Here is a 19,148-nt window from a genome sequence, read left to right as displayed (position 1 = left end):
AGACCGGAATCTCAGTTGCCGCAAACACCTTGTTGGACTTGCTAACCCCAGAGCCGATATAGAACGATACAGATCCAATAGCTTTAGACGCATAGATACCTGACAACGCACGCCATGCAATGAAGCCATTCTCTTTCCATGGAAAAAGGTTGTCGATCGACTTCGCCCAAGCAAGCAGTGTGGGGTATGGTTAACCAGGTGTAGTAATCCTTGCGAGCACCTCCGGCAAGAGCTGTTTTGTTAAAACTTCAGGAGAAGTGCGTTTTAGCTCCTCCAGTTGGTTTGAAGAAAGAACCGGCATAGAGCAGTGTGCCGTTTGCCGGTGCAGCGATCCTCGCTCGAATATGCGGATTTTTCTGTAAGAAGCGTAAAAGCTCTTTTGTAGGCTGTTGCAATGGCATGGCCGCTCTTTTTGGGGCTAATATTTGACGTTAGGAGTCAGCATGGAATGGCTAGTCATCGTTTGCGAGCCTCAAGACTGACCACTTACAACCAGCGTGATGGCGGAGATTCCGTGCTTAATACTTCCTGTTGGAGGATGATGACGTGCAGCGTGGAATTCACCTGAACCGACCAGCGCATTTCGGTCGGACACAAGACGCAAAACAATGGCATCCCAAATCTGCTCTCCTTGTTGCTGCGAGACACTCGTTTCATCCGAAATGGCTGCTACGGCTTGCTCTCGGACCTTTGGATCGGCCAGCACTTGCTCGAACTGTCTCCAATCGCCCGCACCGACTGCCCTATCGAATGCTCTTTCAATCGCAGGTATTCGGCAAACTACTCGGCCAAGTAGGTAACCTGCTCCGCCCGTCACTAGAATCGCGAGCGCATTACCTCCCGTACTAATCGCTCCGACTACAGCACCGAGTCCGGTAGCAGAAATTTGACATGCGGTTTGTCCGGTAATGATTGGCATACTAAGCTCCAACTTCACAACGATGACGATTAAGTGGCGCCCAATTCTGGAGTCAGGCGCCACCATGACGGTCGGCCGGAACGTCCTCTTAAGCCATGCTTACGCAGTACGCCCATAAACTTGCATACGACCAAGTATGTCTGCTCTCTTGATGCCAAGCTGCATAAGTTGCTGATTTGCAATGACGATCTTTCTCTCAAGATCATTAGCGCGTATCGATATCTCTCGGCTTCCGGAGTCAACTAGCTGAATGGCTTGCCAGGCAGCCATGGAGTCCTCCGCTAGGCCAATGAGGATGTTCACGCCTGGAACGAATTCAGTCATGGCCTTACGCTTCAGCTCCTCCGTGATGGCTTGCTTAAGCAAAGACAAGGCTGTCTTTGCCTGTCCATCTAATCGGGTTCCGCTTTTTCCAAACTTCCCATATAGCTGCCGCACTAGAACCTGATAGGCTGTGTTCGCAGCTTTCAGTTCGAACGCATTGACAATGATGTTGAGGGGAATCAATGTGACATTGGACATCACGGCCGCGACACCCCAGGCATCGGCTGCTGCTCGCGCACGAGAAAGATCGATTTGGATCTGCCGCAATAGATCGATTCCTTCCTGGATTGCTAATTGTTTCCTTCCGAGCATTTCGAACTGCTGTACCAAATTCATTGCGAACCACCACCAGTGAGTAAAGGGATAAGGACCTAGCTAAAATTATAGCATTCGCCTCTATTAGACTCATTTAGCCTGAATTAAGGATTTAGTCTTAGGACTTTCACTAGCTAGCGGCATACGCCTGAATTCTGGGATTACGCAACTCAGCCAGCAAATAGTCGGAAAACAAGTCAGCTCTGACCTGATAGAGGGTCTTATTCAGTGGGCTTGCTTTGACTTTCAATGTGATCCACACGTGGTAAGCTCTTAACAAAAAATCGTCTGGTGTTTAGAATGTAAAGATTTATGAAGCCAGCCCAGGAAGGAAATGCGAGTTGTCCGTGTTGAACTGACCGACACCGATCGGGAGTTGCTCGAAATCATCGTCAAAAAAGGCAGCGACTGGCGCGAACGAGAACGTGCCCAAGCGATTTTACTGCTCGCCGAAGGTCATACGACGTTCGAAGTGGCGGAAAAGCAAGGGGTGTTGCCGGAGACGATCCGGGAACGGCGGAGCAAATGGTTCAAAGCCGGTTTTGCCAGCCTCCCCGATCAAGCGCGAAGCGGAGCGCCGAGCAAGTTGAGTGATGAACACCGGGCCCGGTTAAAGGCGTGGGTCGAGGCCGAACCGTTAACCTGCCGGGTCTTGGTCGATCGCCTGGAAACCGAATGCGGCATTCGCCTTAGCGCCAATACCTTGCGTAACGAGTTGAAACGCATGGGGTATGTCTGGAAACGGACGCGCTACAGTTTAAAAAAAAGCGCGACCCCGAGCGCTTCGCACAAGCCCAGCGCGACATAGCCGAGCTCATCGTCCAGGCAAAGGTCGGCACGATCGAGCTGGCTTATGTCGATGAAGCCGGGTTTGCGCCGCAACCGCCCAACCGATCCGCCTGGACGAAAAAGGGCGAAACCCATACCGTCACGGCGAAACGGGGGCGACGACTGAATGTGATTGGGGCCATGCTGTCATCGGGAAAACTGGTGATGGCAAAACTGTGGCAGAGCATCAATGGGTTGTGGTTCTTTGCCTTCTTGATGGCCATGCTGGATAAGGTCAGCAAGCCTTTGGTGGTGATCCTGGACAATGCGTCCATCCACACCGCCAAAAAACTGAAACCTTACTGGGACTTATTGGAAGAAAAAGGCATGCGATTTTATTTCCTGCCGCCTTACAGCCCCGAATTGAACCGGATTGAATTGCTTTGGCACAAGATGAAATATGAATAGCTCAAATTCAAACTGTATACGCCGGATGAGCTGGAACGGGCCATCGACGAAATCGGAGAAGGGTTCGGCAACTTATACAAGCTGACTTTTTGAGGGACGCTTAACAGCACGCGAGGTGATTGCGTTGCGAACGGGCTTTGCGGCATCGGCACTTCTCCGAACCGGTCAATTGTTTTAGTTCTCAGCGACAGCATTGATTGATTAATTGACTGGAACACCTAGATTGTAGGCTACTGGCGATATTTCTTGGCACGTGTTGACGCCTCCCTCGCATACCGTCCAGCAGAAATTGAAAACGGAGATCCCAGTTGCTTTACACAAGCAGATAAATCCCGATTTTCTCCAACAATAAACGTCACTTGTTTGAAGATTCCTGATGGAGTAAAGAAGGCACGTTGATAAAACCTACGCTCATTGTCGAGCCCTACATAGTTGTCGTGTGCAATTGGTCCAATTCTATATTTGGCACCCTTAATCATTTGGAACTTAGTGATACCTTCGAAATTGTTGCCCCATAATGAGGCGTTAAGTTCCATTTCCAAGAGTTCCGCCGTCCAATAACCGATAGGCGCAGATGCTATTGCAGGGGTGAAAAAACAGTTACCTAGTACTCGGGATGTACCACCATAGGCGCGGAAGACCACTTCTCCGCCATTGGCCGTAAGCTCTTCAGGTTGCTCAGAAAATCCTTCATCTTGCCAAAATGTAGGCTTTGGTAGCTTCATAGATATATGTTTACCTCTTGTGGTGTATTTTCAGCCTAATTTTTGGTTAACTCGCATTCGAGCAATAGCCGGCCTTCTTTTCTGCAACGGAGATAAGTTTACGAACTTCATCCTTAAAGCTCTGTTCTGTCATACCGCTTTGCCCTAGGATTTGCTTTACTTGCTCTGCACTTGATCTTCGAGCGATCATGCATGCAGTGGTGCCTCCGACAAAGCCAGCTAGAGCGCCTGCAAGATAGCCGGGCACAGCACCTACTAATGGAATCGTGACAGATGAGACACCGGCTAGAGCTACTGCACCAACTCCTGCCATAGGCACGCCTGCTGTTTGCGCACATCGCTTTGCGAGCTTCATGAGCGTCTCAGACTCCGAATCACCTATGCCAAAATAGTCCTTAGCAAGGTTTCTTACATCATCGTAGGCCTTCTCAACTTGGTCTGACATCTAATCTCCTTTAGTTCTAATGACGAAAAACATTGCGTCATCCAGCTGCCCAATGAACCATAAAAATACAAAATTGCTCTGAATTCATTCATGTACGCGAGAATATTATAACTAGGTAAATACAACACCTTTATAAGCGCATAAGTACATGTGCAAAATAAACCCGGTATTTTTCAGAATGCCTTGCAATATTTTATAATAAAAACAATGATATGCATATAAACTCTGACTGGATATTTATGCATAGGTACTTAACAAAAAATTGGTAGGTATTGTTTTCTGGTCAATCAAACAACAAAAGGTGACAAAGCCACATATACCTGTTGATTTATTGCTAAACTCTTACCCTAATATATATTGGAAAATCACCTAGGGCACAGCTAACGTCAAGGACAAAATTAAACCGCAGCATTATAGCAATAGCGCAGGGCAGAATCATTTAGCCTGAATTAAGGATTTCGTCAAAACAACTTCCTTATGGTAGTTATTATTTTATGAGCATTAATGGATAATAAGCGACGATACCAGTATATTGCGCCGCAAATGTGCAGCAGATTTCATCAAAAACACAAAAATCGTTCCGGACGGGAAGTTAAGTGCCTTGCAAAAAGTTCGCATGCATTAGTTTCTTGGAGATCCAGTAAATCCGGCAACAGTCAGATTTCATGTACCTGCTGACTTGTTGCTAAGCGCTTATAGTTAACAGCATCCTTTGTATTTCAACGCTTCGTTCTAAAAGGCGCGATCGGCAGCATAATCAGAAAGCCGATGCCCGAGCCGAGCGCCAGCCATTTTGCGAGCGTAATAGGAAGGATCTGGCTCCTGTCCTTATATGCGTACAGCAACGCCAAGGCGCTGGTCCAGAATAGCCGTTTAAACAGCGTCTCGAGAACGGATGACCATACCATCGGCCGTGAGACAAAAACCCGCCGTCACTTGCCCATCGGCAAATGCAGCGCCATTTTTCTTAACGCCAGCGCGCCTTCGTAGAGCGCTTCGGACAGCGTCGGGTGCGCATGGATCGTCCTTGCCAGGTCTTCGCTGCTGGCCGAGAACTCCATCGCCAGCACCGCTTCGGCGATCAGTTCGGAAGCCCCCGCGCCGATCATGTGCACGCCGAGAATCCTGTCGGTTTCGGCATGCGCGATGATCTTGACCAGGCCTTCGCTGCGCCCGATGGCCAGCGCCCTGGACGAGGCGCTGAACGGGAAAACGCCGATCTTCAACGGTTCGCCGAGCCCCCGCAGCGTCTGCTCGGTCTGCCCGACCCAGGCAATCTCGGGTTCGGTGTAAATCACGCTCGGCAAGAGATCGTAATTGATCATCGGCTGCAGGCCTGCAATTTCCTCGGCCACGAAAACGCCCTCCTCGATGCCCTTATGCGCAAGCATCGGGCCAAGCAGCGTCAGATCGCCGATCGCATAAACGCCGGGCAGATTGGTGCGGCAATTTTCGTCGACATGCACATAACCCGAATCGTCGAGCAAGAGGTCGGCTTCGGGCGCCGTCAGTCCTTCTGAACTGGGCTTGCGGCCGATCGCGACGATCAGACGGTCAACGCAAAGCGTATGGGAGCCTTCATGATCCTGATATTCGATCATGACTTCCTGATTGCCCTTCTTGGCCGAAATCACGCGCGCGCCGAGACGCATTTCCATGCCCTGCCCGGTGAAAATGGCGTAGGCTTCGCGCGAGATTTGCTGATCCGGCAGGTTCAAGAAGCTTTCCTGCGCTTCGAGCAATATCACCTCGGAACCCAGCCGGTTCCAGATGCTGGCGATTTCGAGCCCCTTGATGCCGGCGCCGATGATCGCCAGGCGTTTCGGCACCGAATCGAGGTTCAACGCGTCGCTGGTATCGATAATGTACTCGTGGTCGATCGGCGCGAAAGGCAATTCCAAGGGCGCGGAACCGGTCGCCAGAATGATGTGCTCGGCAGTCAGACAGGCAGGCGCGCTGCCGTCAGCCGGGACGACTTCGACGTGGCCTGACTGCAGCAATCTGGCCCTGGCGTGAATATGGTCGATATTGTGATGACTGAACAGGCCGGCGATATGGCTGTTAATTTCCGCAACGATCTGATCCTTGCGGCGGACCATCTGCCCGACATCGAGCGCGATATTCTCGGCGCGGATGCCGTGCTGCGCCAAATCGGCGGTCAGCGCATGATACAACTTTGCCGACTCGAGCAGCGCCATCGACGCGACGCAGCCGGCATTCAGATAAGCCCCGCCCAGACTCGGCCGGCCAAATTTGTCGCTCAAACTATCGATGCAGGCCGTTTTCAATCCCAGCTGGCCGCAGCGCACCGCGCTGACGTAACCGGCCGGGCCCGCGCCGATGATGATCACATCGTATTTCGCTAGTGGTTTCGGCATATTAAATGTTCAACAGTAAGTGGGCCGGCGACTCCAGACACTCCTTGATCGTGACTAAAAACTGCACCGCTTCCCTGCCGTCCACCAGACGGTGATCGTAAGACAGCGCCAGATACATGATCGGTCTAATCACGATTTGGCCATTCTCGACGACCGGGCGCTCCTTGATCGCGTGCATGCCGAGAATCGCGCATTGCGGCGGATTCAGAATCGGCGTCGACAGCATCGAGCCGAATATGCCGCCGTTGGTGATCGTAAAGGTGCCGCCTTGCAAATCTTCATAGGTCAAGGTGCCCGAGCGCGCCTTCTCGCCGAAATCGGCGATGGTTTTTTCGATGCCGGCAAAATCGAGTTGATCGGCGTCGCGCAGCACCGGCACGATCAAGCCGCGCGGCGTCGAGACCGCGATGCCGATGTCGTAGTAACCGTGATAGATGATGTCGTTGCCGTCGATCGAGGCATTGATCGCCGGAAATTTCTTCAGTGCCTCGATCGACGCCTTCACGAAGAACGACATGAAGCCGAGTTTGGCATTGTGTTTTTGTTCGAACCGGGTCTTGTACTGGTTGCGCAGATCGATCACGCTCTGCATGTTGACCTCGTTGAACGTGGTTAACATCGCCGCGTTTTGCTGCGCCTGCAACAGACGCTCGGCGACTTTCGCGCGCAGCCGGGTCATCGGCACCCGTTGTTCGGGGCGCAGATTCGAAACGCCAACGCTGCGCTCGGCCGCTTTCGGTTGCGGCGGCTCCGGCGCAACGGGCGCTTTCGGTTCGGCCGGTTCGGGTTCCTGAACGGTTTGCTTTTTCAGATGGTCGAGCACGTCCGATTTGGTGATGCGGCCGCTCTTGCCGGTGCCGGCAATCTCCTGCGGATTCAGCGTCGTTTCATGCAAGAGGCGCCTGACCGACGGACTCAACGGCATCTCCGCCTCATGCTGCGTTTCCGCAGGCTTTGAGGACGTTTGGGCGGGTGCGGCAGCGGCGGCGCTGCCGGCCGCTTCGATCACCGCCAGCAAGTCGCCGGCGATTACCACCGAGCCGTCTTCCTTCAGGATACTGGCCAGCACGCCGGATTCGGGAGCGGGGACTTCGAGCACAACCTTATCGGTTTCCAGATCAACCAGATTTTCATTCCTGACGACCGTGTCGCCAGGCTTCTTGTGCCAATTGATCAAGGTGGCGTCGGCGACCGATTCCGGTAAGTTGGGGACTAAGACTTCAATGCTCATGTTAATTTCCTGCTGGGTTACCGTACAAAGCCGAATCGACGACGGCTTTTTGTTGCTTAATATGAACGTAAAAATTGCCGACCGCCGGCGCCGCGGACGCTTCGCGCCCGCTGTAACTGACGCGGATATGCGGCGCCAGATTGTCATGGAAGTGATGGTTCGATTGATACCAGACGCCCTGATTCTTCGGCTCCTCCTGGCACCAGACAAACTCTTCCAGGTTCGGATACTTGGCCAGCTCCGCCTTGAACTGGTCATTCGGAAACGGGTAAAGCTGTTCGATACGCGCGATCACGACATGTTTCAGATCGGCTTCGCGGCGCGCTTCGAGCAGATCGTAATAAACCTTGCCCGCACAGAGTACGAAACGGGTCACCTGATTCGGATCAATGCCGTCCACTTCGCCGATGATGGTCTGGAAATAGCCGCCGGTCAAATCTTCCAGCGTCGATACCGCGAGCTTGTGCCGAAGCAGGCTTTTCGGGCTCATCACGATCAACGGCTTCCGGTAAGGCCGGACCAACTGGCGGCGCAGCAGATGAAAGATTTGCGCGGGCGTGGTCGGCGTGCAGACCTGCATGTTGTGCTCGGCGCACAGTTGCAAATAACGCTCCAGCCGCGCCGACGAATGTTCGGGACCCTGGCCTTCGAAGCCGTGCGGCAGCAGCAGCACCAGGCCGCACAAACGCCCCCACTTGGTTTCGCCGGAACTGATGAACTGGTCGATCAGCACCTGGGCGCCGTTCGCGAAATCGCCGAATTGCGCCTCCCATATCGTCAGCGTATTCGGCATCGTGGTGCTGTAGCCGTATTCAAAGCCCAACACGCCGGCTTCCGACAACAACGAGTCGTAAATATCGGCGCGCCCCTGATCCTTGTCGAGATGGCGCAGCGGAATATATTCTTCTTTCTTCTGCTGGTTGTGCAGCACCGCATGCCGGTGAACGAAGGTGCCGCGGCCGACGTCCTGTCCGGTCAGACGCACATGATATTTTTCCATCAACAGCGTCGCATAAGCCATATTTTCCGCAAAGCCCCAGTCCAGCGGCAACGCGCCGGCGGCCATCTTGCGGCGGTTATCCATCACCTTGGCGACGCGCGGATGCAGTTCGAAACCGGCCGGCAGACGCAGCATCCGGTCATTGCAATAGCGCAAACGATCGAGCGACACGGCCGTATCGCCCGGCACCTCCCAATCCCGGCCATGAAAATTATTCCACTGATGGGTATAGGAATATTTCGGATTTTGCGACAGCGGCCGCGACACCACCAGCCCTTCGTCGAGCATGCGCTGATAATCCAGTACCATCGCGGCGGCTTTTTCGGCGGTCAATACGCCTTCGGCAATCAATTTCTCCGCATACAAGGTTCTCGTACTTTTGAGGCTGCGGATTTTTTTGTACATCACCGGTTGCGTCGCCGCCGGCTCGTCCGCCTCGTTATGGCCCAGACGCCGGTAGCAGATCAGATCGATCACCACATCCTTCTTAAAGGTCATCCGGTAATCGAGCGCCAGCTTGCTGACGAAGACCACCGCTTCCGGATCGTCGCCGTTCACATGAAATACCGGCGCCTGAATCAAGCTGGCAATGTCGGTGCAATACAGCGTCGAACGCGCGTCTTTCGGATTGCTGGTCGTGAAGCCGATCTGATTATTGATCACGATATGGATCGTGCCGCCGGTTTCAAACGCGCGCGTCTGCGACATGTTCAGCGTTTCCATCACGATGCCCTGCCCCGAAAACGACGCATCGCCATGAATCAACACCGGAATGACCGACTCCTTGCCGTCGATGCCGGCGCGGTCCTGCCTCGCCCTAACCGAACCCTCGACAACCGGATTGATGATCTCCAGATGCGAGGGATTGAAGGCCAGCGTCAAATGCACAGGGCCCGTCGGCGTGTCGATGTCGGACGAAAAGCCCATGTGATATTTGACGTCGCCCGAACTAACGCCAGGCGTGGATGCCCAGTTGCCGGCGAACTCGTCGAACAACTGCGCCGGGCTCTTGCCGAGAATGTTGACCAGCACGTTCAAACGGCCGCGATGCGCCATGCCGATCACGATTTCGCTGACGCCCTTGGTGCTGCATCCCATGATCAGCTCGTCGAGAACCGGGATCAGCGACTCGCCGCCTTCGAGCGAAAAGCGCTTCTGGCCGACGAATTTGTTATGCAGATAGACTTCGATGCCTTCGGCCGCGGTCAGCAGCTTCAAAACCCAGCGCTGTTTTTCAGGGTCCAGGGTCAGGTTGCCCTTCGCATTTTCCATCCGACTGATCAGCCAGCGCCGCGTCGGCGTATCGGCGATGTGCATGTATTCGGAACCGATACTGCCGCAATAAATCTCTTTCAGGTTCGCGATGATCTCGCGCAGCGGCAGGCGATCGACGCCGTGCAAAATGCCGGTATCGAACCAGGTGTCCATATCCGGCTCGGAAAGGCCGTAAAAGGCCGGGTCCAGGTCGGGCGGCGATGGCAGGGTCGTCCCGAGCGGATTATTATTCGCGATTTGATGGCCGCGCACCCGGTAATGATTGATCAGCCGCGCCACGGCCGCTTGTTTCTTGACGCTCTCTTCGGTGAAGCCCTGCAATTGCGCGAGCCGGCCTTGCGATTTCAACGCCAGTTCGGCAAAACGCTCGACGATCGGGCTGTGCGGCGTTTCATAACCGGCGCCGTTCTGCAGCGCGCGAAAACGCTGCCGCCAATCGGGATCGACCGATTCCGGGTCTTTCAAATAACGTTCGTATAAATCTTCGATGAACCAGGCGTTGCTTCCGTACAGCGAGGAAGTTTCCCGGAATTGTTCAAGCAGCGAGGCCATGACGGTGTCCTGATGGGAAGAGCGTAAATGTCTGTCGGTCCAGATAACTATTCGCGCGAGATAGCGTAGTGGTATATTACCAGCATGCGCGGTGTTTGCTAACTAAAAAAGCAAGCGCAGGACCCCGAAAACAGTTTAGCTCAAAGCCCGATCGATAAACCGTATGACAGACTCGAAAAACATCGTAATCAAAGTCAAATACACGCCCCCTAATGCCGGAGCGGAATCTCAGCCGAGAATAATAACAGAATGGAATGTTAAAAGAATAGCCGGCGCGCTAACCATACTGATACTGTTGCTGGGGGCGCTGTACTTTGTTTTGCGCGGCAAATCGCGTGATATGGACAACGTACGGAATGCGGCTCCTTCAAGCCCGATTGAAGCGCCCGTGCCGCCCCCTCCCGCTTCCGCGGCCAAACCGCAGGAGACGCCCGTTGCCGCTTCGACTCCCGATGCCGCCGGCACCACAATCGAGGCCAAGCCATCGCCACCGGAACAAGTCAAAGCGAGTCAGGGCGGCAGAGTGCGCCGGACTGCACTCGCCTACCGCATCGTCGACAAGGAACCCGCCGATTTGATCGGATCGACCGTCAGCGTCAGCCGCACTCAGCCGGTTCTGGTGCATTATTTTACCGAAGTCAGGGGCAAGACGGATCAGACCCTGTTTCATGAATGGCGCAAGGACGGCCAACTGATTCTACGGCACCCCATGACAATCTCCGCGGCAAGATGGCGCACTTCCAGCCAACGCCAACTGGGTCCGGAAGATCAAGGACACTGGTCCGTGCGCGCGGTCGATGATCAAGGCGGCATCATGAATGAAATGCAGTTTACCGTTTCCGCGAAATAAACCTATTCTCCGGTATTGACAATCAAGCGCGTTTTTCTTTTGGAACGGCTATCGAGTGCTGTCCATTGATGCGTTGAAGTATTACGGGTGGCGTTATAAAACCCTGGACTTGGTCATGAATATATTTTCTTAGCATAACAACATTAATGCGCGCTTAAATTATTAAGCCATGCGCCCAATACGAAATCTCGCTTGTCGAATAATAACCCTCCACACTCGCCTCATCCAGCATGACTATTGAACAAAGTAATACCGAAAAGAGTCTTTGGTATTGAGAACGGTCAAGTTTTCCAAATAAATACTGATGACTGGCGTTATTGATAGCCCTAAAATTATAATAGGGTATTTAAAGTCCGTTATTACTTATGTTATAATTCAGCGCTTGTTGAATTTTTATGCCCTATCAAAATTATGAACGATTATCAGAACCTCTCCTTGAACGAATTACAAACCGTTATCGACAATGCCGAGAAGGCATTGAAAAACAAACTTGTGAATCACCGCAAGGAAATTATTGCCCAGATTAAAGAACTGGCAGCCTCGATCGATGTTTCGGTAGAAATTACCGAAATCGATAAGAAATCGCCTCGCAGAGGCGTTAAAGTGCCGGTCAAATATCGCCATCCTAATGATCCCGATAAAATCTGGACCGGCCGCGGCATGATGCCGAAATGGCTGCGCGCCCTGATCGACCAGGGCCACGACAGCTCCGAGTTTAAAGTTTAACGGTATTCGTTAACTTGATCCTATTGAGGCGGCCTCAGGCCGCCTCAATATCCGTCTGCGCTCGATTAGTTTCGAGTTCGCGCACATAAATCGTCGCACCAATCACCGCCGCCGGCGCCACGACGATATTAATCAGCGGCAATGCCAGCCCTGCCGCCGCCAGCCCGCCAAAACTCAAAGCCCCCCAGCGGACACTGCCGATCAACTTGCGTTGCTCGGAAAACAAGATACCGGCATTCTCCAGCGGATAAGCCATATATTCCAATGCCATGCCCCAGGCGCCGAATAATGCCCACAATACCGGCGCAAGCACATTAATACCCGGAATAATCGACAATATCACCAGCGGTATGGCACGACTTCCCAAATAGGCCGCTCGTTTCAATTCGGCCTTGATCACCTTTGGCCAGGGCGCTTCGGTAATCGTTGCCGACTCTCCGCTGAGTATCGCCAACGCGGCCGCCGACAGCATGCCGTAAAAAGGCGCCGCGATTAAATTGGCCAGCACCGTAAAGGTAAAGAATCCGCCGATAAAGAAACTGATAAAAAACAGCGGCCATAATATCCAGCGCAGCCATTGCAGCCAGCCCGGAATGAATTGGTCGATGATATCGGCAAGATAGTAATAACCGAGCGCGAAGGCGACGCCATACACTAAAAAATTAATCAAAACCGGAATTAGGACAAATTTTCGCAATTTCGGATTACCCAGCAGGCCGACTCCCTGCGCGAAAGATTTGATCGCCAGTAACGGATTATTTCCTCGTTGAACGAATGCCATCAGCAATACCCCCAAGATTTAAATTGCGCATTAGACTATTTTCAACCGCGCCATGCTTTCGGCGGTCGGATTCAATACCACGCCGCTTTCGGTCACGATCGCGCTGATCAAGTCCGCCGGCGTCACGTCGAAGACCGGATTCCAGGCATTGACCAGCGTTTCCTGCTCGCGGTAACAGGCCGGCAACAGCTCCGCCGGGTCGCGCTCTTCGATCTCGATGCAGCTGCCGTCCGCTATCGTCCAGTCGATCGTCGAGTTCGGCGCGACCACCATGAACTTGACGCCGTGCTGCCTGGCCAACACCGCCAACGCATACGTGCCGATCTTGTTCGCCGCATCGCCGTTCGCCGCGATTCGGTCCGCGCCGACGATGACCCAGTCGATCGCGCCGGAGCGCATCAGCCAGGCCGCCGCCGAATCGGCGATCAGGGTCGCAGGGATCCCGTCCTGCGACAATTCCCAGACGGTCAGGCGCGCGCCTTGCAGCCAGGGCCGCGTTTCGCCGGCAAAGACCTTGAGCGCCTGACGGGCGTACAGGCTACGGATCACGCTCAGCGCGGTGCCGTAGCCGCCGGTCGCCAGGGCGCCGGCATTGCAGTGCGTCAAAACACCTTTGACGCCGCCGATCAGATCCGCGCCGCGCTCGCCCATCGCCCGGTTCGCGGCGATGTCGTCCGCATGGATAAGCTCGGCCTCGGCCACAACCGCCGCCAACGGTTCGGCGGGAGACGCATCGAGCACCGCCTTCATCCGGTTCAACGCCCAAAACAAATTGACCGCGGTCGGCCGCGATTTGGCCAGCATGTCGATATCGGCATCGACCCTGGCCCGCCAATCCGGCGCCTTTTCACCGGTATGCCGCAGCACCGACAACACCACGCCATAGGCCGCGGCAATGCCGATCGCCGGGGCGCCGCGCACGCGCATCGAGGCGATCGCCTCGCTGACGCCTGCTGCCGTGTCAAAATCCTGATAAACGATCTGTTCAGGCACTTTTCTTTGATCCAGAACCTGCAATTTAGCGCCGGCCCATTTCAAGGCTTCGACAGATAATCTCATTTGTTTCGTCATTATTTGGTCAAATAGGTTGGTAAAAAGTTATAATTCCCGGCTTGATTCAAGGAACACTCATGCAAGTCGATACCCTGATCCACGCGCGCTGGATTATACCCGTTGAACCCGAATCCGTAACCTACGAACACCACAGCCTGGCGATCGACGGCGGCAGGATTGTCGACCTGTTGCCGACCGAACTGGCCAGGCAAAAATACACCGCAACTCATGTCGAAGAGCTCGCCGATCATGCGCTGCTACCGGGTCTGATCAACTGCCATACGCACGCCGCGATGACGCTGCTGCGCGGCATCGCGGACGATCTGCATCTGATGGACTGGCTGCAGCATCATATCTGGCCGCTCGAACAGCGCTGGGTCAGCGAAGCCTTCGTCAGGGACGGAACGGAGCTCGCGATCGCCGAAATGATCCGCGGCGGCACGACCTGTTTCCAGGACATGTATTTCTTCCCGGAAGTCGCGGCGCAACAGGCGATCCTGCACGGCATCCGCGCCAGCATCGGCCTGATCGTGGTCGATTTTCCGACCGTCTGGGCCGAAAACGGCGACGCCTATATCGAAAAAGGCCTCGCACTGCACGATCAATTACGCCACGAACCGTTGATCACGACCGCGTTCGCGCCGCATGCGCCTTACACGGTTTCGGACGGGCCGCTCAAGAAAATCCGCATGTTCGCGGACGAACTGGAATTGCCGGTGCACATGCATGTGCATGAAACCCGCCACGAAGTCGAACAGGAACAGGCCAAAACCGGCATGCGGCCGCTGCAGCGCCTGAATGAACTGGGCCTGGTCACGCCGTCGCTGATGGCGGTGCACATGACGCAACTGACCGGCGAAGAAATGGACCTGCTCCGGGACAGCGGCGCGCATGTCGTGCATTGCCCCGAGTCGAACCTGAAACTGGCCAGCGGCTTCTGTCCGGTCGCGGAGCTTCTCGCCCGCGACGTCAACGTCGCGCTCGGCACCGACGGCGCGGCCAGTAACAACGATCTCGATCTATTCGGCGAAATGCGCACCGCCGCGCTGCTCGCGAAAGCGGTCGCGAACGATGCGAGCGCCCTGCCCGCGATGACGGCCTTGAAGATGGCGACGATCAATGGCGCCAAGGCGATCGGCATCGACCGGGAAACCGGCTCGCTCGAAATCGGCAAGGCGGCCGACGTGATCGCGGTCGACTTGAGCGAACTCGAAACCCAGCCCCTGTATTGCCCGATCTCGCAGATCGTCTATGCGGCCAGCCGCCGTCAGGTCAGCGATGTCTGGGTCGCCGGCAAACGCCTGCTGAAACACCGCGAGCTGACCACGATCGATCTCGCCGCATTGACCGAAAAAATCGGTCAGTGGCGGCAGCGGCTAAGCGCTTGATTTATTCTGTCGTGAGGTAAGTCAATGGTGGGAGCGACGCCCACGTCGCGATTAGAGCCAAGTCGCGACGTAGGCGTCGCTCCCACCTAAGAATTGATTTGCCCAAAATTATTAACCTAGTAAAATACTAAACTATAGCCATCATCCGACCGTTTATGACTGCTTCAACTAACGTGCATCTGCACGAAATCAACAAATTCGGCTCGAAAGCCGAGCGCTGGTGGGACACGCAGGGCGAATTCAAGACCCTGCACGACATCAATCCGCTGCGTATCCAGTTCATCCGGAACTTTATCAACATTGCCGGCGCGCACATCGTCGATATCGGCTGCGGCGGCGGCATTCTGACCGAAGGCCTGGCCAAAGAAGGCGCGGACGCACTCGGCATCGATCTGAGCGAAGAATTGATCGACATCGCCGACCTGCATGGGCTGGAATCCGGCGTGCGCGCGCAGTACCGGAAAATCAGCGCCGAAGATCTGGCCGCGCAGCAGCCGGCCGGCTTCGACCATGTGACCTGCATGGAAATGCTCGAACACGTGCCCGATCCCGGCTCTATCATCAACGCCTGCGCGACCCTGGTCAAACCGGGCGGCATGGTGTTTTTCTCGACCCTGAACCGCAAGCCGAAAGCCTATCTGCTGGCGATCTTTGCCGCCGAACATGTGCTGAACATGCTGCCGAAAGGCACGCACGACTACAAGACCTTCATCAAGCCGTCCGAGTTGTGCCAGTCGGCGCGCCACGCGGGCCTCGAACTGCAAGGCATGGTCGGCATCGAATACAGTCCGTTCAGCAAGCGCTTCAGTCTCGGCAAGGACATCGACGTGAACTATATCGCCGCCTTCCGGCGTCCCGAGTAAGCGGCAATGGGACTTCGCTGCGTCATGTTCGATCTGGACGGCACCCTGGTCGATACCGCGCCGGACCTGCTGCACTGCCTGAATAGCGCCCTGCTTCAGCATGGTTTTGCGGAGGCCAGCCAGAGCGAGGTCAAGCCGTTCATTTCGTTCGGCGCCCGCGCGATGATCGCGGCCAGCCTGACCGAAGCGGTCGATCAGCGCACCGAGGAAGCATTGCTCGCCACGATGCTCGATTGCTATGAAAACCACATCGCCGATCACTCGGTGTTTTTTGACGGCATTGAAGACACCCTGAACAAGATCGAGGCGCAGGGATTGAAATGGGGCGTGGTGACGAACAAGCGCCAGCGCTTCACGACTCCTTTGATGGCGGCATTGAGGCTGACCGGCCGGGCCGCCTGCATCGTCAGCGGCGATACGACCGCTTTCGAAAAACCGCACCCCGAACCGATGCTGGCCGCCTGCAGGCAGGCCGGCGTCGCCCCCGAGCGCTGCGTCTATATCGGCGATGCCAGCCACGACATCGCGGCCAGCAAAAACGCGAACATGAAAACGCTGGCCGCGCGCTACGGCTACCTGAAACCCGGCGACCTGCCGGAAACCTGGGGCGCGGACGCGGTGATCGAATCGCCCCTGCAAATTACCGACTGGATAGGAGCGCATCTATGCCGCTGAGCAAACAAGTGATTTTGATTACCGGCGCAGGCGGCGGTCTCGGCGCGACCGCCGCGTTGGCCCTGGCCAAGCACGGCGCGCATGTGATCCTGCTCGACAACAAGATTCCGAAACTCGAAGCGGTTTATGACAAGATTGTCGAGGCCGGCGCGCCCGAGCCGATCCTGTACCCGTTCGACCTGGCCGGCGCGACTGAAAATGATTTTCAGGAACTGGCGGATCGGATCGAGGAAAAATACGGCGCGCTGCAAGGCATTCTGCATTCGGCGGTCGAATTCAGCGGTTTCACCCCGCTGTCGCTGCTCGGCACCAAGGAATGGGGCCATGCCTTGAATGTAAACCTGAACGGCCCGTTCCTGCTCTGCCGGGTGTTGTTGCCGGTGCTGCAAAAAAGCGAGCACGCCTCGATCGTGTTCACCTCCGACTCGTCCGCCCGCAACACCCCGGCCTATTCCGGCGCCTACGGCGTGTCCAAATGCGCGCTGGAAGGACTGGCGCACATCTTGGCCGAGGAAGTCGAAACCTTCGGCAAAATCCGGGTCAATATCATGGTGCCCGGCCCCGTCGATTCGCCGCTGCACAAAAAAGCCTATCCGGGCGTGGACAACAGCAGGTTTCCTTCCATGGAGTCTCTTGCGCCGGTTTACCTTTATCTTTTCGGCTCGCAAAGCATCGGCGTGAACGGCCAAATCATCGATGCGCGCACCTTTCATCTCTAACCACCTTTATGTCTGAACGAGAAGCCTTTGTCCTAACCCGCGACGTCAACATCATTACGATACCGGACGGCGTTCCCGACACCCTGAAAAAGGGCGAAACGGTCGTGATTCATCAGTCGCTCGGCAACAATTACACGGTCGTGACCCAGTTCGGCCACATGGTGCGGATCGCCGGCAGCGACGCCGACGCGCTCGGCAAGGAAACCCACGAGCTGCATACGCTGGTTTCCGACACCAGTCCCGAGGCGGTCGAGAAAAACTGCTGGGAAGTGATGAAGACGGTTTACGATCCGGAAATCCCGGTCAACATCGTCGATCTCGGTCTGGTGTATTCCTGCAAGGTCACCCCGGTCGATGACCACTTGAACGACGTGCACGTCCGCATGACCTTGACCGCGCCCGGCTGCGGCATGGGCCCGGTGATCCAGAGCGATGTCGAAAAGTGCATCCGCGCCCTGCCCGGCGTCGATCATGTGATCGTCGAAGTCGTGCTCGATCCGCCTTGGTCGCGCGAGATGATGTCGGAGGTCGCACAGTTGCAGTTAGGACTGTATTAATCCAGACAGTATTATCGCATCGCTCCCAGTTGTGCGCGCTTAGCGTGCGATCGTCATCTTTGCTAAGCGATGACTTGAAACGATACGGACGGGTTTACAAAACCAGTCCGGCAAAGAAGTCGGCCGCGCTGGCGCTTTTATGAATAATTAGGCCATTAAGATTTCGATGCCCTTGGTTTTGGCCAATCGCAGAAGTTTTAACGCAGTTCCGCTTGGTTTTTTGGCGCCAATTTCCCATTTTTGAACTGTGGGCGTTTTGATGTTCAGCATCGATGCAAACACAGCTTGGCTAAGCTTGAATGATTCACGAAGCTGTTTGATTTCTTCCGGTGAAAGGGTGTCCACTGGCGGTATACAAAGTTGGTCAAACTCGCGCATGGTGACTTTATCCATAACGCCAGCATCATGCAGCCCTTTTGCTGTTTCATGAACGGCCTCCAGAATCATTGACTTTGTTTTTCTCATTACACTCCACCTCAATTAGTTGACTTGCCTTTTGGGCTTTTTCAATGGCTACTGGCGTATAAGACAGTAGCTCATCGGCAAGTTTTTTTAATGCCTTTTCTTCGTCTTTGTCGATATTACTACGGCGTTTTTGGGGAAACCAAAAATAAAAAACCAGCGGTCTCCTCTGTTTGTGGCCACCAGGGTTCTAAACCCGCCGCTTTTGCCTTTTCCCTTCCCGGCGACACGCTTTTTAAAAAGTCCGCTACCAAGATCAGCATCAAACAGGCCGCTGGACATTTCATTAACAGCGCTGCAAAGTGCTTGATCGCTCAAGCCTTCTTTGTTTGCCCATTTATCGAAAAATTTAGTTTTGTAAACCCTCATGCCTAAAACTCCGTTTTAAGATGGCTACATAAAGATCCATTTTAATTTATTATGGTACTTAGTACTACATAAAGCAATAGCCTATAAGTAAGGTGTGGCTGAAAATGGCGTTGAAGTTTTGCCAGTTTTTGAACAAAAATGGCATGCAATTTTTTCTATGATACTACTTAAGTATTTGTTATAAAATGGATTTGTAAAATTACCATCACGCCAAGTATTGGAAAATTTTTAACGTCCGTTCATCCCCTCGGGCGTGGGGAACGGAGGCTAACATAGGTCAACTATTCATACATCGTCATATTTCT

The 19,148-nt window shown here is 54.5% G+C and carries 21 protein-coding genes, 1 pseudogene and 1 CRISPR repeat array (1 of these 23 running past the window's edge); of the genes and pseudogenes, 9 read left to right on the top strand and 13 right to left on the bottom strand.

Translation table 11 applies throughout. From position 1 onward, the window contains the following. Positions 1-248: 248 nt before the first annotated feature. The 3 genes from METLA_RS22875 to METLA_RS0102920 all read right to left on the bottom strand — a co-directional run bounded on the left by METLA_RS22875 (position 249) and on the right by METLA_RS0102920 (position 1,579). Positions 249-401: a hypothetical protein gene (locus tag METLA_RS22875; RefSeq protein WP_161635377.1), complete on the bottom strand. Its 153-nt coding sequence runs from the start codon at positions 399-401 to the stop codon at positions 249-251. Positions 402-472: 71 nt separating this feature from the next. Further along, on the bottom strand, positions 473-919 hold the full coding sequence (locus tag METLA_RS0102925) for a hypothetical protein (RefSeq protein ID WP_152539359.1): 447 nt from the start codon (positions 917-919) through the stop codon (positions 473-475). Between the two features lie 99 nt (positions 920-1,018). Next, a complete protein-coding gene (locus tag METLA_RS0102920) occupies positions 1,019-1,579 on the bottom strand; it encodes a hypothetical protein (protein ID WP_024297127.1) in 561 nt (186 codons plus the stop codon). Positions 1,580-1,892: 313 nt separating this feature from the next. Here METLA_RS0102920 and METLA_RS0102915 point away from each other — a divergent pair, with 313 nt between their 5' ends. Together METLA_RS0102915 and METLA_RS21705 are read left to right on the top strand one after the other, a co-directional pair. Continuing rightward, positions 1,893-2,366, top strand: coding sequence for a helix-turn-helix domain-containing protein (locus tag METLA_RS0102915; protein ID WP_024297126.1), 474 nt, complete (start codon positions 1,893-1,895; stop codon positions 2,364-2,366). Continuing rightward, on the top strand, positions 2,294-2,794 hold the full coding sequence (locus METLA_RS21705; protein WP_152539358.1) for an IS630 family transposase: 501 nt from the start codon (positions 2,294-2,296) through the stop codon (positions 2,792-2,794). The genes METLA_RS0102915 and METLA_RS21705 overlap by 73 nt, the downstream gene beginning before the upstream one ends. A gap of 230 nt (positions 2,795-3,024) precedes the next feature. On the opposite strand, the gene METLA_RS0102905 is transcribed toward METLA_RS21705, so the two are convergent. The 6 genes from METLA_RS0102905 to METLA_RS0102880 all read right to left on the bottom strand — a co-directional run bounded on the left by METLA_RS0102905 (position 3,025) and on the right by METLA_RS0102880 (position 10,400). Continuing rightward, complete coding sequence (locus tag METLA_RS0102905) at positions 3,025-3,519, bottom strand: hypothetical protein (RefSeq protein ID WP_024297125.1); 495 nt, start codon at positions 3,517-3,519, stop codon at positions 3,025-3,027. Positions 3,520-3,565: 46 nt separating this feature from the next. After that, positions 3,566-3,964, bottom strand: a complete 399-nt coding sequence (locus tag METLA_RS0102900) for a hypothetical protein (RefSeq protein ID WP_024297124.1) — start codon at positions 3,962-3,964, stop codon at positions 3,566-3,568. Positions 3,965-4,683: 719 nt separating this feature from the next. Next, positions 4,684-4,872, bottom strand: coding sequence for a hypothetical protein (locus METLA_RS23115; protein WP_024297123.1), 189 nt, complete (start codon positions 4,870-4,872; stop codon positions 4,684-4,686). 24 nt (positions 4,873-4,896) lie between these two features. Next, positions 4,897-6,342, bottom strand: coding sequence for a dihydrolipoyl dehydrogenase (gene lpdA, locus METLA_RS0102890; RefSeq protein ID WP_024297122.1), 1,446 nt, complete (start codon positions 6,340-6,342; stop codon positions 4,897-4,899). A 1-nt stretch (position 6,343) separates the two neighbouring features. Next, positions 6,344-7,573 (bottom strand): 2-oxoglutarate dehydrogenase complex dihydrolipoyllysine-residue succinyltransferase, encoded by a 1,230-nt coding sequence (odhB, locus tag METLA_RS0102885; protein WP_024297121.1) that lies wholly within the window; start codon positions 7,571-7,573, stop codon positions 6,344-6,346. A 1-nt stretch (position 7,574) separates the two neighbouring features. Next, positions 7,575-10,400, bottom strand: coding sequence for a 2-oxoglutarate dehydrogenase E1 component (locus tag METLA_RS0102880; protein WP_024297120.1), 2,826 nt, complete (start codon positions 10,398-10,400; stop codon positions 7,575-7,577). A 163-nt stretch (positions 10,401-10,563) separates the two neighbouring features. Between METLA_RS0102880 and METLA_RS0102875 the strand changes: the two genes are divergently transcribed. Next, positions 10,564-11,250 (top strand): DUF2914 domain-containing protein, encoded by a 687-nt coding sequence (locus METLA_RS0102875; RefSeq protein ID WP_084480046.1) that lies wholly within the window; start codon positions 10,564-10,566, stop codon positions 11,248-11,250. Between the two features lie 411 nt (positions 11,251-11,661). Then, positions 11,662-11,976 carry an H-NS histone family protein gene (locus METLA_RS0102870; RefSeq protein ID WP_024297118.1) on the top strand — a complete coding sequence of 105 codons (315 nt, stop codon included), beginning with the start codon at positions 11,662-11,664 and terminating at the stop codon, positions 11,974-11,976. Positions 11,977-12,010: 34 nt separating this feature from the next. Here the strand turns inward: METLA_RS0102870 and cysZ are convergent, their stop codons facing one another. After that, entirely contained in the window at positions 12,011-12,757 is a 747-nt protein-coding gene (gene cysZ, locus METLA_RS0102865; RefSeq protein ID WP_024297117.1) for a sulfate transporter CysZ, read from the bottom strand. 30 nt (positions 12,758-12,787) lie between these two features. After that, positions 12,788-13,828, bottom strand: coding sequence for an S-methyl-5-thioribose-1-phosphate isomerase (gene mtnA, locus METLA_RS0102860; RefSeq protein ID WP_024297116.1), 1,041 nt, complete (start codon positions 13,826-13,828; stop codon positions 12,788-12,790). A 59-nt stretch (positions 13,829-13,887) separates the two neighbouring features. Between mtnA and METLA_RS0102855 the strand changes: the two genes are divergently transcribed. From METLA_RS0102855 to sufT, 5 genes are all read left to right on the top strand, one after another. Further along, positions 13,888-15,198, top strand: a complete 1,311-nt coding sequence (locus METLA_RS0102855) for a TRZ/ATZ family hydrolase (protein WP_024297115.1) — start codon at positions 13,888-13,890, stop codon at positions 15,196-15,198. Between the two features lie 155 nt (positions 15,199-15,353). Next, positions 15,354-16,061 (top strand): bifunctional 2-polyprenyl-6-hydroxyphenol methylase/3-demethylubiquinol 3-O-methyltransferase UbiG, encoded by a 708-nt coding sequence (gene ubiG, locus METLA_RS0102850; protein WP_024297114.1) that lies wholly within the window; start codon positions 15,354-15,356, stop codon positions 16,059-16,061. A 6-nt stretch (positions 16,062-16,067) separates the two neighbouring features. After that, positions 16,068-16,736: an HAD family hydrolase gene (locus METLA_RS0102845; protein ID WP_024297113.1), complete on the top strand. Its 669-nt coding sequence runs from the start codon at positions 16,068-16,070 to the stop codon at positions 16,734-16,736. Beyond that, positions 16,727-17,455 (top strand): SDR family NAD(P)-dependent oxidoreductase, encoded by a 729-nt coding sequence (locus METLA_RS0102840; RefSeq protein WP_024297112.1) that lies wholly within the window; start codon positions 16,727-16,729, stop codon positions 17,453-17,455. The genes METLA_RS0102845 and METLA_RS0102840 overlap by 10 nt, the downstream gene beginning before the upstream one ends. An 8-nt stretch (positions 17,456-17,463) precedes the next feature. Continuing rightward, a complete protein-coding gene (gene sufT, locus METLA_RS0102835) occupies positions 17,464-18,012 on the top strand; it encodes a putative Fe-S cluster assembly protein SufT (protein ID WP_024297111.1) in 549 nt (182 codons plus the stop codon). A gap of 147 nt (positions 18,013-18,159) precedes the next feature. On the opposite strand, the gene METLA_RS0102830 is transcribed toward sufT, so the two are convergent. Beyond that, positions 18,160-18,477, bottom strand: coding sequence for a helix-turn-helix domain-containing protein (locus tag METLA_RS0102830; protein ID WP_024297110.1), 318 nt, complete (start codon positions 18,475-18,477; stop codon positions 18,160-18,162). Next, positions 18,437-18,843, bottom strand: a pseudogene (locus METLA_RS20470) (type II toxin-antitoxin system RelE/ParE family toxin). The gene METLA_RS0102830 and the pseudogene METLA_RS20470 overlap by 41 nt, the downstream one beginning before the upstream one ends. Positions 18,844-19,143: 300 nt before the next feature. Then, positions 19,144-19,148: a CRISPR direct-repeat array (repeat unit 28 nt) (it continues 3,686 nt past the right edge of the window).

Source organism: Methylomicrobium lacus LW14, assembly GCF_000527095.1.
GTDB classification, from domain to species: domain Bacteria; phylum Pseudomonadota; class Gammaproteobacteria; order Methylococcales; family Methylomonadaceae; genus Methylomicrobium; species Methylomicrobium lacus.
This window is presented reverse-complemented; position numbering and strand designations above follow the sequence as displayed.